The 14420-nt window shown below is 57.0% G+C and carries 13 protein-coding genes; 8 read left to right on the top strand and 5 right to left on the bottom strand.

What is annotated here, in order from left to right; all coding sequences use genetic code 11:
• Nucleotides 1–44: 44 nt before the first annotated feature.
• Complete coding sequence (locus ACXAEW_RS22030; RefSeq protein WP_474943494.1) at nucleotides 45–404, bottom strand: hypothetical protein; 360 nt, start codon at nucleotides 402–404, stop codon at nucleotides 45–47.
• Nucleotides 405–788: 384 nt separating this feature from the next.
• Here ACXAEW_RS22030 and ACXAEW_RS22025 point away from each other — a divergent pair, with 384 nt between their 5' ends.
• Nucleotides 789–1811 (top strand): glycosyltransferase family 2 protein, encoded by a 1023-nt coding sequence (locus ACXAEW_RS22025; RefSeq protein ID WP_474943493.1) that lies wholly within the window; start codon nucleotides 789–791, stop codon nucleotides 1809–1811.
• A gap of 16 nt (nucleotides 1812–1827) precedes the next feature.
• On the opposite strand, the gene ACXAEW_RS22020 is transcribed toward ACXAEW_RS22025, so the two are convergent.
• Entirely contained in the window at nucleotides 1828–2676 is an 849-nt protein-coding gene (locus ACXAEW_RS22020; protein ID WP_474943492.1) for an ABC transporter permease, read from the bottom strand.
• A 112-nt stretch (nucleotides 2677–2788) separates the two neighbouring features.
• On the opposite strand from ACXAEW_RS22020, the gene ACXAEW_RS22015 reads away from it, so the two are divergent.
• Nucleotides 2789–4183, top strand: a complete 1395-nt coding sequence (locus ACXAEW_RS22015) for a KpsE/RkpR family capsule polysaccharide export protein (RefSeq protein WP_474943491.1) — start codon at nucleotides 2789–2791, stop codon at nucleotides 4181–4183.
• 11 nt (nucleotides 4184–4194) lie between these two features.
• Nucleotides 4195–4848: an ABC transporter ATP-binding protein gene (locus ACXAEW_RS22010; RefSeq protein WP_474943490.1), complete on the top strand. Its 654-nt coding sequence runs from the start codon at nucleotides 4195–4197 to the stop codon at nucleotides 4846–4848.
• A 101-nt stretch (nucleotides 4849–4949) separates the two neighbouring features.
• On the opposite strand, the gene ACXAEW_RS22005 is transcribed toward ACXAEW_RS22010, so the two are convergent.
• The 3 genes from ACXAEW_RS22005 to ACXAEW_RS21995 are packed head-to-tail and all read right to left on the bottom strand — an operon-like array spanning nucleotide 4950 to nucleotide 9051.
• Complete coding sequence (locus ACXAEW_RS22005; RefSeq protein WP_474943489.1) at nucleotides 4950–6776, bottom strand: glycosyltransferase family 2 protein; 1827 nt, start codon at nucleotides 6774–6776, stop codon at nucleotides 4950–4952.
• A 39-nt stretch (nucleotides 6777–6815) separates the two neighbouring features.
• On the bottom strand, nucleotides 6816–7907 hold the full coding sequence (locus ACXAEW_RS22000) for a hypothetical protein (protein WP_474943488.1): 1092 nt from the start codon (nucleotides 7905–7907) through the stop codon (nucleotides 6816–6818).
• A gap of 22 nt (nucleotides 7908–7929) precedes the next feature.
• The gene (locus ACXAEW_RS21995) at nucleotides 7930–9051 is read right to left on the bottom strand and encodes a hypothetical protein (RefSeq protein ID WP_474943487.1); all 1122 of its coding nucleotides are present in this window, start codon (nucleotides 9049–9051) and stop codon (nucleotides 7930–7932) included.
• A 241-nt stretch (nucleotides 9052–9292) separates the two neighbouring features.
• Here ACXAEW_RS21995 and glf point away from each other — a divergent pair, with 241 nt between their 5' ends.
• The 5 genes from glf (at nucleotide 9293) to ACXAEW_RS21970 (ending at nucleotide 14415) form a co-directional block, all read left to right on the top strand.
• Entirely contained in the window at nucleotides 9293–10459 is a 1167-nt protein-coding gene (gene glf / locus ACXAEW_RS21990) for a UDP-galactopyranose mutase (RefSeq protein WP_474943486.1), read from the top strand.
• A gap of 78 nt (nucleotides 10460–10537) precedes the next feature.
• Nucleotides 10538–11110 (top strand): hypothetical protein, encoded by a 573-nt coding sequence (locus ACXAEW_RS21985; protein WP_474943485.1) that lies wholly within the window; start codon nucleotides 10538–10540, stop codon nucleotides 11108–11110.
• The gene (locus tag ACXAEW_RS21980; protein WP_474943484.1) at nucleotides 11107–12108 is read left to right on the top strand and encodes a glycosyltransferase; all 1002 of its coding nucleotides are present in this window, start codon (nucleotides 11107–11109) and stop codon (nucleotides 12106–12108) included. The genes ACXAEW_RS21985 and ACXAEW_RS21980 overlap by 4 nt, the downstream gene beginning before the upstream one ends.
• A gap of 3 nt (nucleotides 12109–12111) precedes the next feature.
• Nucleotides 12112–13287: a glycosyltransferase family 2 protein gene (locus ACXAEW_RS21975; protein ID WP_474943483.1), complete on the top strand. Its 1176-nt coding sequence runs from the start codon at nucleotides 12112–12114 to the stop codon at nucleotides 13285–13287.
• An 84-nt stretch (nucleotides 13288–13371) separates the two neighbouring features.
• Nucleotides 13372–14415 carry a hypothetical protein gene (locus tag ACXAEW_RS21970; protein WP_474943482.1) on the top strand — a complete coding sequence of 348 codons (1044 nt, stop codon included), beginning with the start codon at nucleotides 13372–13374 and terminating at the stop codon, nucleotides 14413–14415.
• The last annotated feature ends 5 nt before the right edge of the window (nucleotides 14416–14420 follow it).

The raw sequence follows: 14420 nt of genomic DNA, 5'->3' as shown, positions 1-14420 counted from the left end.
AGCCCAAACCCACCGGTCGCATGTCTATCTTCTCGCCATATACTTCACGTATTGTCAGCTCGAAAAACCGCAATAATTCGGGCAATCGCAAGCATGACCCCGCCTGCGATAAACCAAGGAAAGGCAACAAGAGCGAACGCATATCCGCCCATCCTTAAGCCATTCACCCAATCAGTTACGTCGAGACCGAAAACTATGCATTCGATAACATCGCGCCCACGTGGATCATGGCAATCTCCTAGCTCTTGCAGCCAGATGCCCACGCCTAGCGAGGTCGCTATTCCAAACGGAACGCTCAACCACACTGTTGCCAGAATGATCCAGAACTTGGTTCGCCTATGGCTCACCAGCAAAGCTGCCATCGCGCCACACATTAACGGCAAAGCGAATGCTACTAATTCCATGTTCTCTCGTTTCCAGGCTCATCCATGAATGCAGCAAGTTAAGCCCCTGGCACTGGAACGGCGACGGCAGCTTTGTCCGCATCTCGCTAGTCCATGCCAGTCGAAGCGAACGGCAGGTATACGCAATGGCCCCATCCCTGAGACATTCACCGTACCGGCTTAATGAAACGCCGCTGAGGTCAAAATCCGTGGTTTGGTCGCTGTAACGGTGGACTATCCTCTTAAGGACAGGGCTGGTCGGGCTTAACGTACTACTTCGCCCCCAGCCGTAAGCGACCCCTGATGCGGCAAAGCGATTGACAATTCCCTACGGCTCGGGGTTTCTCAGTCGAGAAAAATAGCCCGATAAAAAGACGCGTGCCACATGGCCCAAGGAGCAGCTTTATGACCTCACCCCGCCCCGCCCCCTCGTCGTCCGGGCGCCTTGTGGCCGTGGTGGTGACCTATAATCGGCTGGACAAGCTCAAGGTCACGCTGGCGCGTCTTCTGGACAGTCCGGACCATGAGCTGGCGGCGGTGGTTGTGGCCAATAATGCCTCAACCGATGGCACCGCTGATTGGCTGGCAACGCAAAACGATCCGCGTCTGGATGTGCTCAACAGCGTGGAAAACACCGGTGGGGCCGGCGGGTTTGAAATGGGGATGCGCCGCGCGATGGAGGCCCATAGCCCCGACTGGCTGGTGGTGATGGATGATGACGGTCGCCCGGAGCCCGGCGGCCTGGCGGCGTTCCACGCCCTGCCCGCTCACCATGAAGACGGTGGGAAATGGGATGCAGTGGCGGCCGCGGTCTATTTCCCCTCGGGTGAGATCTGCGAGATGAACCGCCCCTCGCGCAACCCGTTCTGGCACGCACCTGAGTTCTTTCGCACGCTGTTTGGTGGGGGGCGGTCAGGGTTTCATATCCAGCCCTCGGACTATGACGGGGATGGGCTGCAGATCGATGTGACCTCCTTTGTCGGGTTTTTTATCTCGGCCGATGCGGTGCGCAAGATCGGCTATCCAGACCCTAACCTTTTCATTTATGGCGATGACGGGATTTATACGCTTGGTCTGACCAAGGCGGGAGGGCGCATCGGTTTTGAGCCCGGTGTGCGCTTTGAACATGATCTGACCAGTTTCCAGGGCAAAGACGGTGTCGAGAAAACCGCCGTCCAACGCGGTCGGCTGACGCCTTTGTGGAAGGTCTATTATTACCACCGCAATCTTTTGCTGCTCTATCGCATGGCTGCGGGGATCTGGTTCTGGCCGGCCCTTCTGGCAGTGTTGCCCAAATGGCTTCTGAAGGCGCGCCACTATGGCGACGAGCGCTGGATCTTCCTGCGCCTCCTGCGGCGCGCAGTTTGGGATGGGATGTTGCGGCGGCCTGGCTTGCCTCATGCTGAGGTGCTGCGCCGGAGCAAGTAAGCCCCGGCGCGCGGCATCAGTCGTTGATGATGTCGCGGTGATAGCGGCCCAACAAAAGGACACCCAGGGCAAGCAGGGTCATTGCAACCAGCAGGACATAGATCCTGCTGACATAGGCACCGGTATAGGTCGGATAAAATCCTGTACGCATCAGGCCGACAATGTGAACAAGCGGATTATACCACAGCAGGGCCTGGCCTTTGGCTGACAGATCATCATACAGAAACAGGATGCCCGAGGCCAAAAACAGCGGTCTGTTGAGGATATTCCAGATGACCTGCCAAAGTGGGAACAACCCGATCAGCGTACAGTTGACGGTTCCCACTCCAAGACCCAGCAGCAAGGCCAGCGCCAGGGCTTCCATAATGGCGGGCAGTTTCAGGATGGTATGGCTGTCAACCGCCAACAGCACCCCGGTCAACAGGATAAAGGCCGTGAGCATCCCGGTAAGCCCGTTCAGGATAAACCGCGCAAGAACCGCATCCACCCAGGTGACCGCAGGAAAACGCAACAGGGGGCGGGAGAAGGTAATCGCATTGGCACAGGTGCGGGAAATGGTGCCGTAGATGTCAAACGGAAGGTACCCCGTTGCGTAAAACAACAGGAAACTGGTGCCCAGAGACGGGGTCCGCAACACAAGGGAAAAGCCCAGGCTCAGGAACAGGATGGCTGCCAGCGGTTCCATGACATTCCAGAGGTAGCCCCCGGGGGTGCGGCTGTATCGGGTCGACATTTCCCGCAGGATGAGGGCTGCAATGGTGCGCAGCGACGCAAAGCGACGACGGGTGCTTTGAACCGGCATGAGGGGCTGTCGTAAACTGTCTGTCTGTGCAGCAGAGTGATGCGGGTGCGGCTGGTCGGTCATGAAACCCCATTGTGAACGGTCGGCTTAGCGGCGATACTATGCGCCATTGAGCGGCTGTTGGAAACAGCTCTTGGGCAGGGGTGGACAGAGCGCCCGCAAAGGAACAGGTAAGATGACAGAAAATCGCGCGACGGTTGATGGTGACGTCTCCTCAGAAGAGAGCACCACAGAGGCAGAAGAGAGCATCGCAGAGGATGTTTCAGAGACGGCCCCTGAAGCCGGGGCCGCGCCGGATTTGCAAGCCGTTACGCCGCTCCCGACCCCCAAACCCGGACCGTTGAAAAGGAGACTGGCCGCCGCCGAAAAACGGGCCGAAGCCGCCGAACGGGCGGCGGCGACATTGCATCAACAGCTTGCTGCCACACGCGCGCCGATGGCGGGTCCGGCCAAGATGAAAAAACGCCATTGGGGCGTTCTGGCCAGCTTTGTGATGCTGGTCCTGCTGCCGCTGGCGGCTGTTGTGTTCTACCTCACCACCATTGCCCAGGACCGCTATGCCTCGACGGCGGGGTTTTCGGTGCGCAGCCAGGAAAGCTCGGGGGCCAATGATATCTTGGGCGGCCTGGCCCAGCTGACCGGGGGCAGCACCGCATCCGACGGGGATATCCTGTATGAATATATCCAAAGCCAGGAGCTGGTAGGCGAGGTGGATGCCGCGCTGGATCTCCAAGGGCATTTTGCCGCGCATTGGCCCGTGGACTGGGCCTTTGCGTTGTGGCCTGATCCAACCTTGGAAGACCTGACCTGGTATTGGCACCGGATTGTTGGCATTTCCTATGACAGCGGATCCGGTCTGATGGAGGTGCAGGCGACGGCCTATGACGCCGATATGGCTCAGGCCATTACCCGCACAATTGTGGAGCTGAGCCAGAACCGGATCAACGCGCTGAACGAACAGGCGCGGGCGGATTCCATCCGCTATGCGCAGGCGGATCTGGAAGAGGCTCTGGAGCGGTTGAAAAACGCCCGTGAGGCGTTGATCCAATTCCGCACCCGTACCCGGATTGTGGACCCCGAAACCGATATTCAGGGTCGCATGGGGGTGATGAACAATCTGCAACAACAGCTGGCCGAAGCGCTGATCGAGCTGGATCTGTTGCGCGGCTCTTTGGGGGACAATGACCCGCGGATTACCTCGGCGCAAAAGCGCATAGATGTCATCCGGCAACGGATCGACCTGGAGCGCAACTCATTTGCCACGGCTGAAGTGACAGAAAATGGCGGGATCGGAGAGGATTACCCATCACTGATTTCAGAATATGAACGGCTGAGCGTGGACCGGCAGTTTGCCGAAGAGGCATATCGGGCGGCGCTGACTGCGATGGAAGTGGCGCGGGATGAGGCCTCCCGCCAAAGCCGCTATTTGGCCACCTATATCAAACCCACGCGGGCGGAGGCCTCTGAATACCCGCGTCGCCTGATCCTGGTGGGGCTGTCGGCAGCCTTTCTGGTCCTGGGCTGGGCGATTTTGGTATTGATCTATTATTCCATCCGGGATCGCCGGTAATCGGGGCTGTCATGATCCGTATTGAAAACCTCACCAAAAGCTTCTGGTTCCGGGGGCACCGCAAGGTGGTGATTGACGATCTGTCACTGACCTTGCCAACAGGGAAATCCCTGGCGCTTCTGGGCCGGAACGGGGCCGGAAAATCGACCCTGTTACAGATCATTTCGGGTACGTTGCACGCAGACAGTGGCCGGGTGCTGAGCGACGGAACCATCTCGTGGCCGGTTGGGTTGGCGTCATCGTTTCACCGCGATCTGACGGGGGTTGAAAACGTGCGCTTTGTGGCGCGGATCTATGGGGTGGATACGGATCAGCTGGTGGCCTTTGTGGAGGAGTTCGCGGAGCTGGGGAAATCTTTCTATGCACCGCTGCGCAGCTATTCCAGCGGCATGAGATCCCGCCTGACTTTTGGCGCGTCGATGGGGATCAAATTTGACACCTATCTGGTGGACGAGGTGACAGCCGTGGGCGACCGGTCCTTCAAACGCAAAAGCCGCCAGTTGTTTCAGGAGCGGATGGAGACCGCCAGCGCCATTATGGTCAACCACTCCATGGGGCAGATCCGGCAATTCTGTAATGCGGGTGTGGTCCTTGAGGGCGGTAAGGCGACGTATTTTGAAGACCTGGACGAGGCCATCGCGCTGCATGAGGCGATCCTGTCCTAGGTCCTGTGATGTCCCTGTTAGGCCTCTGGGGGGATTACCCTGAGGCCTAACAGGGAGAATTAAAAGACGTATATGTTGCGCCGCGAAACACAGATGAGCTGTCAGCCGGTGGAGGCCTGTCCGGGCTGGGGCGTGTCGCTGGTGTTCTCTATGTTGTCCGGTGTCAGGGTCCGCTCCCAATAGGTTTTTTGGGTCATCTCCTGATATCCTGTATGATAGGCGGCTTTGATCCTGTCAAAGTTGCGCCAGAACGTCCAGGTCGTCTGGATCATCTGCCACAGGATGGCATAGAAGCGTTTTTTGTCATGGTGCACGGTATAGGCCTTGTCCTGATCCGTGTTCACATAGGTGACCCTGGCCGCGCCGAGGGCAAAATAGACCAGCCCACGCTGCCCGATCTGCAGCCTCAGATGGCTGGCAAACCGGCTCCAGAATGGGACAATATGCCCATTTAGGGTCATTAATCCGATCTTTGTTCGCAGCGAGCGGGCCAACCGTGTCAGACGGCTGTGACGTTCCTGATGTGGCTGCTCTGCAATCGGCTGCCAGGCCTCGTCGGCAGCAAGCGCCTTGATCACGGCGCGTCGTGCGCTCATGTCGATATTGGTATCAAAGAATTCGGGCCCGGACATGACATCATGCCAGGCCAGCAGCTGCGCCTCGGCGGATGCATAATGCATCCGCAGGAGCGAGCGAATGATAAAACGCAGCGGCACCTTGGCGGTGCCAAAGGTGCTTCGGGCCAGGCTGTCATGGGTCAGGTGCTGGACGATATGGTTGCGGATATCCAGATAAAGGGTCTGTGCGCTTTCCTTTTCGGTAAAGTCATCCTGGAAGGAAACAACCCCGTTTAGTGTCTGAATCTGAAAGTCATTGGCCAGAGAAAAGGAAATATCATCGCCCCTGACAAAAAACGGAAACGGGTGATGGCTGACCTGTGCCAGCGGATATGCAAAGAACCACCATCCTCCGTAAAACGTCTCCGGCTGCGGGCCAGCGGCGTCAAACTGCATTTGCAGGACGGCTTTCGGATCGCGCAGGTCGGTTCCATTGGCAATTGGTCGACAGGAGCCATTGAACCAGGCACCGTTTTCCCACATCGTCCATTTGTGGGTGTTGTTGATCATGGCCCCGGCAATTGCGGTTTTGGGATCCCGGGCAAGCGCCAGGAACATATAGGTGCGGGCGATGTTTTCCATATGGAATGACGCATCATCATCCATAAACAGACAATGGCTGGCCCCGGCGGCCTCGGCCTCCAGAAGGCCGCGCGCAAAACCACCGGCCCCCCCGAGGTTGCGGTTGGGATAGGTGGTGACATGCTCCGTTTGCGGGATGTCTGCGCTTTGCCCGTTGTCCACCACCTGGACCCGAATTTGCGCGCCAAAGGGGAAGGTTGCCAGAAAATGTTCCAGCCGGGCGACGGTGGCCTGGACCTCGGCCTCTCGCTGAAAGGTGGTGATGGACACTGTGAGCTGGGGCAGGGCGCGTTCAGGCAGGCTTTGAGTGGCAAAGCGCGCGGACTTGAGGGTGGCGCGATCGCTCAACGCGGTCAGGCGGACAAACAGAACCCCGCCGCGACCCTTCAGAAAGGCGCTGAGGTCACACAGATGCGGGTGCGCGTCGCGCATGGTGGTGATTTCCCGGTGCACAATCTCGTGGGAGCGCCCGGCCTGGGCCAGGGTGATCTGGATCTCGACCTCGCCTGTGCCGGTGAGCTCCAGAAACAGCCCGTCCAGGGAGCAGGCGCCCCACTGGGTGAGGTCAAACAGGTTGAAGTAGCTGTCGAAGTTCAGACCGCTGCTGCGGGGCAGAACATAATGACCGGTGCCAAAATCATACCCCACAGACCCTATCTCATGAACATAGAGGTCGGTTTCGGTGCAAATCTCGCGCTCAGGAGCGATGAAGTTCTGCAAGGTGATCATGATGCAAGGTCCCCCTTTGGGGTGAGAAGGTGACGTTTCTTACTGTTTCAGAGACTGAAGGAAGGCCTGGATCTGAGGGTCCGGAAGAGCGTCGCCGGGGATATGCGCCAGCGCGTCCTGGGTTGCCTGGTCCAGGGAAATGGGGCGGGGGGTGCGCATGTCCTCCAGGTCCGGGAAAAACATCTCCTTACCAACCAGCGTGCCCAAATAAGCGTTTATGGGGGCAAATTTATCGGCCAGCGTCTGACGCAGATCGGCCCCGAACACCTCGATATCCTTGTTTGGAATGCTGCCAAGGGACTTGGAGGTCTCCAGACACAGTCTGAGCAGCGGCTTGGCCTGAGCCGGTTCCAGCGTGTGGTTGGCGCGGCGCAGGATCTCAAACGAGGCGCGCGGCAGGCCGGGGTTGCTGGGCCCCTTGCGAGACAGCCCCTTTGGAAAGTCACAGCCGACCTGGGCTGTAAAATCCTCAACCGATCCGCCTGCGGCCAGAATATCCGCATAATTGCGCAGATGCAGTGTGGCGCCCTCAAAGGCGCGGTGCCAGGGGGCCACCATTTTCTGATAGTCAAAATGGATCGTTTTGGTGTCGTTCAGCGCGGTGCCTTCGCTTAAGGGTTTGAGTTTTTGACCAAACCGCAGCCGCTGGCCAAACCAGGATGTCATATAATCATCCGGGCGGCGCAAGGCGCAGTACAGCTCAAATTCGGCATTCGGGAATTGCTTCTGCAGAACCTCGATCAGGTCGGGATGCTGGGGGCCAAAGTTCGAAAAGACTTCCGAGCATAAGACCACCGTATGGGGCTGGAACACCTCAACCTGATGGCTGAGTGCGCGCAGCATGGCCGGCATCTGGGGCAGGGTGCCATGCCAGCTTGGGGTTTTGCCATTGGTGCGGCTGGCCAGCATGCGAAAGGCCAGGGCATTATGGGGCTCCCGCAGGTTCATACAGGACAGATCCGGTGCCTGTTTGGGCGCCAGAGCATGTTTCAAAAGATGACTGAGGCCCTGGCTCTCGACGGCAGGGTATAGGATTCCCTTTTGCAGCAGGGTGAGCATATTGCGCGCCAAATAGGCCTGCAGAGCTGTTGAGCCCACTTTGTGATGACCAAAATAAAGAAGAACTTTCATAGCGAATGCCTGTGTAGTCTGACTAACGTGACGATCTGTTCTGCAGGGCGGCAAGCCGTTTTTGATGCAGGAACAAAGGCCAGTTGCGTTTTGTGTTTTGATAGAGTTCGGCCATCATGTCCGACATGATCTGCAGCCCCTGAAGTTCTGCCGCAGACAGGTGGTCCTGGGGGTCGGTGGACAGGGGGGCGTCGATCGCGGTCTCCACGGCCTTGGTCAGGGCCTGCTGCAGATGCGGGGTGCCCTGGAAAAACGCCTGATCCACGGCGGCGGCGTCATCTGCGTAATGGGCAGATATGGCCTCGGCCAGGCTGCGGTGCAGTTTGAGCTTGGTCTGATCGGCACGGGGAGGGCAGGCGGCGTGGCGTTGGCTGTAGTCCCACCCCAGTTTGAGACGCAGGGAATTGGCGGCGCGAATGTTCGGCGTCTGCAGCAGGGTGCGTTGCAGCACCTTGAGACGCATCAGATCCTCCAGGGCGAGGGCTTCATTGGCGACGGGCTGTGAGGTCAGCGTGTAGGGGGACTTGTCAAAGGCGTGATATATAAAATCATCCACAACAGAGCCTTTATGAAGCGTCTGTCGGGTCATCGGGCGCAGGGTGAAATTGGGGCCAAAGGTGTCACGCAGAGCCGAAAACCGCCGCATATAATCAAAGCTGCCCTTGGCCATGCGGTAGTGGGCATATTCTTCCAACGACAGCTCGAGACTGTCTGCCACGCCTGTTTTGATCCGCTCCACATAGCTGGATAGGATACGTTCCGCATGGGGCCTGACATAGGACACCACATGGACATCATCCACATGCGGGGCAAAGAACCGCGCGATGATGTCCTGCAGGGTCTGTGGTGCGGTGCGTTCCAGGCTTTCTCCCGAAATCAGCGTAAAATCGGCATCGGCGCATTGAATTTTGCAGGCCAGATCGGTGAAATAGGCAATGGCATCAGGGTCATTGGGATCGGCCTGCAGTCTCTGCGTTTTGGCGCGCATGCCATTGTGGTTGAACGCGGCGGGATAGCACAGGCTGTGCTTTGGGAATGTGACCTGCCCCTGCGCAAAGGCCATCTGAATGGCCGTTGATCCGGTTTTGTAATCGCCGATATGAACAATCAGCTTTTTACGCCGGGGCTTTCCAAAAAAGAGCATCGTGTCAGTTGGTTCCTGTAGCGGCGGGGCCGTGGTCTGGATCTGGGTTTAGGGGATTTTGAGGTACGGAACAATATGATCCTCGGTGCTTGTCCGTGTCTGGGCGCGATGTGCACCGCCGACTTCTGCCGCTTGCGGAAGAAATCCCGCGCGCAGGCGGGCAATCTCCTTGCTGCGTGATGAGATTTCCCTTTAGAAAACATGCAGCCAAAAAACAGGGCAGCAAGGGATTTAAGGCACGATGGGTAAGCTTTTGATGGTGGGGGCCGGCTTGTCTGGTGCTGTGATTGGGCGGCATCTGGCCGAGGCAGGTCATGAGGTTACGGTGCTGGACGCGCGCAGTCATATCGGTGGAAATTGTCACACCGAACGTGATGAAAAAACAGGCGTCAATGTGCATATCTACGGGCCGCATATCTTTCACACCGATGATGGCGAAGTCTGGGACTATGTGAACAGGTTCGAGACCTTTATGCCCTATAAGAACCGGGTCAAAACCACGAGCCTGGATCCCGAGGGCAAGCGTGGCGTGTTCTCCCTGCCGATCAACCTGCACACCATCAACCAGTTCTTTGGCAAAACGATGCGCCCGGATGAGGCGCGTGATTTCATCGTCAATGAACAGGCGGACACCTCGATCAGTGATCCCCAGACCTTTGAAGAGCAGGCGATGCGCTTTGTGGGCAAGGATCTGTATGAGGCGTTTTTCAAGGGCTACACCATCAAACAATGGGGCATGCACCCGTCAGAGCTGCCCGCGTCCATCCTGAAGCGCCTGCCGGTGCGGTTTAATTACGACGACAATTACTTCTTCCACAAATACCAGGGCATGCCGGAAAACGGCTATACTGCGATGATCGAGAAAATCCTCGACCACCCGGGGATTACCGTCAAATTAGAGACTGTTTTTGACCGCGCCATGGGCGAAGGTTTTGACCATGTCTTCTATTCCGGGCCTTTGGATGGCTACTTCAACTATGAGCTTGGTCGTCTGGGATACCGCACGCTGGATTTTGAACGGTTTGAGTTTGACGGTGACTATCAGGGCTGTGCGGTGATGAATTACGGCGAAGAGGCGGTGCCTTATACCCGCATCACCGAACACAAGCATTTCTCGCCCTGGGAAGAACACGAAGGGTCCGTCTGCTACCGCGAGTTTTCGCGCAGCGCCGAGCCAGACGACATCCCCTATTACCCGATCCGCCAGGTGAAGGAGAAAGCCCAGCTGGCCGATTATGTGGCCCTTGCGGAACAGACCAAGGGCGTGACATTTGTAGGCCGCCTTGGCACCTATCGGTATCTGGATATGGATGTCACCATCCGCGAAGCCCTGGACACCGCCCGCGGCTTTGAGGCGGCCATGACCAAGGGCGAACAAGCGCCTGCGTTTTTTGTTGCACCGGTGTAAGTGAATGTGATGAGTTGTGCTGAAAATTCTCAAAAGGGCATTATATAAATTATGGTACGTGTTCCTTCACGAAACCCCTTGAAACGGGCAACCGATTTGGCACGACGGGTTCGCAATGAGCCGCCGCGCGAATTGACTGTTCAGGATCGTTTCCAGGAACGATGGCTGGGCCTATGTGCGATCCAGGATCAGCTGCAGGTCAAATCGGGTGAAGGTATTGTGCCTGGTGTTACTTTTTGGCTGGATGAAGAGCAGGGTCGCCAGGATATCACGTGCGATGCGGCACGCGGTGGGGGGCTCCATGTTCAGGCCAGCGTCCACACGCCAGGCCGTTGGATGGGGCTACATTTTGGTCTTGGTGATGTGGAACTCAGCGCTTTGGCGCTTTTGGGGATCTATAGTCAGCAGCGGGCTCCGCGCTCTTGCACATGGCGTATGTGTTTGCGTAGCGGGACGCCAGACGGGTTTGTCGACCATTTCTTTGAGAAACACGTGGTTGCCTACAATGCGCCGGCCACGCATGTAGATACTCTGGAGATTGACAGGCAGAGCGCGTTGCCGCGCCGCGCAACTTGGCGGGAGCTGGTGCTGTTCTTCCACCCTGAAAGCTTTGATGCGACGATTCAGGATCTCCGCTTGTTTGTGGTATGAAGCTGAGCCTTGTCATTCCGGTCTGCAATGATCTGGACGGTGTGCGGACCGTGGTGTCTGAAGCCAGCAGGCTGGGGATATTCGAGCAGATTCTGATAGCGGATGACGCATCAGAGGCAGCATTCGACACGGCGGCGATCACCGCATCAGTTGCACCTGGTTTAGACACTAACAAGCCCGAAATCACAGTTCTGCGCAGCAATCGCCGCCTTGGGGCAGGAGGGGCACGCAATCGTGCATTAGAGGCGGTTGTGACCAGTCACGTGCTGTTTTTTGATGCCGATGATCATCTGCGTCCGGAATTGGGTGAGCTTTGGCACATGCTGGTCCGTAGGGAGCATTTGGCTGCCCCTTTTGATTTCTGTATGTTTCAACATGTGGAGGAGCGGCGGCGTCATGACAGCCACCTCGGTATGTTTCCAAAAGACGAATATCTCTGGCACCAAGCCGGAGCCATTCATCCGCTGACCTTGCTGAAAGATACTGTGTCATTGGCCACATTGGCGCAGGTTGCGGCCTATCCCTGGAATAAGATCTACCGAACCGATTTCCTGCGCAGCCATCAGATCCGCTGCAGCGAGACGGTGGTGCACAATGATATTGCATTGCATTGGCGGAGTTTTCTTGCGGCACAACATGTACTGTGCGCGCGGGTATGGGGCTGTGAACATGTGTTGGGGCAGGGGCGTGATCATATCACCTTGAAAAAAGGCGTGGAGCGTTTGCAGCTGTTTGAGGCGCTGGAAGATGTGAAGCAGTCTCTAAATCAAGGCGTTTGCATGGCAGATCTGGGCTGGCGACTGGCTTTTGCCTGTTTTTACATTGATCTGATAGATTGGGCGCGCACTCGGATCCTGCCCGAGTTTTTGGGCGAATATATCAACCGCGCCCAGACATTTCTGCGTTGTGATCTGGACCCAGAACTGTTTGCGGCCCTCAATCACCACAACCCGGATCTGGCTCGACGCAGCCTTGATCTCATGACCATGAAAGCGTGAACGATGCAGGTCTCCTTTATTGTCACCAGTTATAATATCGAAGCTTACATCGGTCAGTGCCTTGATAGCCTATGCGCTTGCGTTAAGTCTGGCGATCAGGTGATTGTGGTTGATGATGGCTCCAGCGATGACAGCGTGGCCCGTATTCGTGCAGCCTTGGCGGATCTACCGTGGCCGGAAGATGTGGCGCAGGTTCCAGTGTTCCTGGGGCGCAATACCCCGGGTGGTGTTGGTATCGCCGCCAATATTGGCCTGACCCATGCGGATCGCGACGCTGTGTTCTTTGTGGATGGCGATGATTGGCTGGAGCCCGCAGCTGTGCTGGCCGCGCGTGCGCAGTTTGAGGCCTCAGATTGTGATGTACTTATTGCTAATTACAAGGTTTATGATGAAATCACAGGCCTGAGCCTGCCTCCTTCGGACGCGCATCTGTGGCAGGAAGATGTTGACCAGATGTCGACCAAGAGCGTGGCCGCACGCGATCTGGCCTTGGCACTGAATGGGGTGCCCTGGCGCAAATTCTATCGCCGTGCTTTTTTGGATGCCCATGATCTGCGTTTTCCTGAGGGGGATTTCTTCTATGAAGACAATCCGTTCCACTGGGCGGTGTGCCTGCGTGCTGAAACGATCAGCTTCCTAAATGTTAACTTGGCCCACCACCGGATGAACAGGCCAGGGCAGACCATGGGGGACACAGGCCAGGGCTTTGCTGCGATGTTTACACATTATGAGACCATTCTGGCTGATATAGAGACACTTTTACCCGATGCAGAGCCGGCAGCAGATCTTTGGCTGGCCACCAATATGGCCTGGCAGCTAGAGCGGATTTCGGTGGTGGCAATTCCCGGCTATGCGCAACAGGCAGCACGGGCGATATGTGCCGCACGCGCGCCGCGCTGGCAGACGCTCTGTGAAGGTCGCCTGGGTGATCAGGCGGTTGGCTATTTGATTGCAAACTTGTTGCAGGGCGGTGCGTTTGGTTTGGTCCAGGCTTGGGTGTCTTGGCAAAACCTGCGCCAAAGCGAGGTGCAGGCTGAGCGGCTCATGCAGATCGAACAGCAGCTGGCTGATCTGCACAGGCACAACGCCGAGATGGGCAACGCAGTGCAAGGCGCGCGCGATCACGCACTGGCGGCGCGCAATCAAGCGGAGTTTCTGATGATAAATAAACACTCATGAAACGTGTCGCAGAAGTCTGCAGACATTCGCAGTGACCGTTGATAGGAACACCACACACGGTTGTTAGACGATATGGGAACTACTATGACTTTCGACTTTTCCGCATTTCCTATCCTTCGCGCTGCCACCGCACTGAATAACCACAGTCTACTCCGTATTCCTCAGCACCTGACCCTGGGGGACGAAGACGCGCTTGCGGCGGTGCCTTTGGCGTTTTGGCTGGTTGAGCTTATCAAGCCAAATGCCATCATCAGTCTGGATGGTCCGAACGGGTTGGTGCATGGGGCGTTCTGTGAGGCTGTTATTTCGCAAAAGCTTGATACGGATTGCTATATTCACCAACCGCAGCCTCCTGCGGGTCGCTTTATGGATTTGTGCAGAAAAGAATGGGGGGAACATTCACGACCGTTAGCAGCATTGGCGGAGGTGAAGCCAGACTCCGTTGATTTGATTTCTGTGGAAGTGGGCACTGCTGCACGTGCTGCTGAGATTGATTGGACAGCTCTTACGGACAAATTGTCGTCTGGCGGGGTGATCTTAGCTTACGGCGCCGCCGCAGAGGATATTCCGCGAGCCGCTCGCTATGGGACGCAGGGAGGATTTCTTAACCTCGGTAGCATTGAGACGCCATTGCTGTTGGTCTTGGGGCAAGATGCTCCGGATATTTTGGTGGCCTTGGCCGAAGATGTTTCTGTTACAGAAACTGCTGAGGGAACTCGGATCCGAGATGGCCTGCATGCGCTGTTGGCCCGGCAGGGTCGCGTGCTGTTTTTGGAGGCCTGGGCGCGGCAGCAGTCCCCGCTTGTGTCTGATCCGTCCACGTTGCGTATGGCGCCTCCCAAAGACATGGAAGAAGCTGAGGCCCAAATTGCACAGCTGATCGAACAGCAGGCCGCTGATTTGGAAGCTTTGGCGGCGAGTTTCGCAGCCAAAGAAGAAGAGCGACAGGCACATGAGTTGTCGCAAAAAGAAAACATTCGAATGCTGGAAGCCGATCTGGCCCGCAAGGATGAGATCATAGCTACGCTTGAAGCGCGTATTACCAGTCTATTGGCGCTGGAAGCGAAGCGAAAGGCCGCTGAAGATACCGGTTTGTTACACCGGGCCAGACGCCTTGTAAGTCGTTGAGACTG

Source organism: Epibacterium sp. ABZ3_068 (assembly GCF_056159265.1).
Note: the sequence above shows the minus strand (reverse complement) of the source record. Positions and strands in the feature narration are given on the sequence as shown.